The organism is Candidimonas nitroreducens (assembly GCF_002209565.1).
Lineage (GTDB): Bacteria > Pseudomonadota > Gammaproteobacteria > Burkholderiales > Burkholderiaceae_B > Candidimonas > Candidimonas nitroreducens.
Genome location: NZ_NJIH01000031.1, coordinates 1 through 914, shown reverse-complemented (window position 1 = coordinate 914; position 914 = coordinate 1). Strand labels below are relative to the sequence as shown.

The window sequence follows — 914 nt, the reverse complement described above, 5'->3', positions numbered from 1 at the left end:
CTGCGCCCGATCCTGATCGTGCTGGTGCTGATCGCGCTGGCGCTGCTGCCGCTGTACGGCTCGGACGTCATGATCCAGTTCGGCATCAGCACGCTGCTGCTGGCCGTGCTGGCCCAGGGTTGGAACATCATCGGCGGCTATACCGGCTACGCGTCCTTCGGCAACTCGGTGTTCTACGGCCTGGGCAGCTACGGCGTGGGCATCGCCATGGTGTCGCTGCACCTGCCGTTCGCCGTGGGCATGGCCCTGGGCGTGGCCCTGGCGGTGATCTTCGCACTGTGCCTGGGCCTGCCGGTGCTGCGCCTGAAGGGCCATTACTTCGCCATCGCCACGCTGGCCCTGGCGCAGATCATGGCGGCCATCGTCTCGAACATCGGCATCGCCGGGCAGAACATCGGCCTGGTGCTGCCGCCGCTGAACGACGATCCGCTGTTCTACGAGCTGTCGCTGATCCTGCTGGTGCTGGCCACCCTGACCGTGTGGTGGCTGACGCGCAGCCGCTTCGGCTTCGGCCTGATCGCCATCCGCGAGAACGAGGAAGGCGCCGTGGTCATGGGCGTGGACACCACGCGCTACAAGATCATGGCCTTCACCCTGGCCGGCATCTTCAGCGCCCTGGCCGGCGGCATCCACGCCTACTGGATCACCTTCCTCGACCCGGAAAGCGCCTTCGACATCACGCTGAACGTGAAGATGATCATCATGGCGGTGTTCGGCGGGCCGGGCACCGTGCTCGGGCCTATCGTCGGCTCGTTCATCCTGTCGGCCATCTCGGAAATTCTCTCCAGCGAGGTCACCAGCATCGCCGGCCTGTTCTTCGGCGTGGTGATCGTGGTGGCGGTGACGCTCATGCCGCGCGGGCTGGCCGACGTGCTGCGGCGCTTCCGCAAGCTGGGCTGGCGCTACTTCATCGA

The 914-nt window shown here is 66.3% G+C and carries 1 protein-coding gene; it reads left to right on the top strand.

Annotation, left to right across the window (positions count from 1 at the left end):
• The coding region (locus CEY11_RS24935; protein WP_088606147.1) for a branched-chain amino acid ABC transporter permease at nucleotides 1–914 on the top strand (914 nt) is incomplete at its 3' end.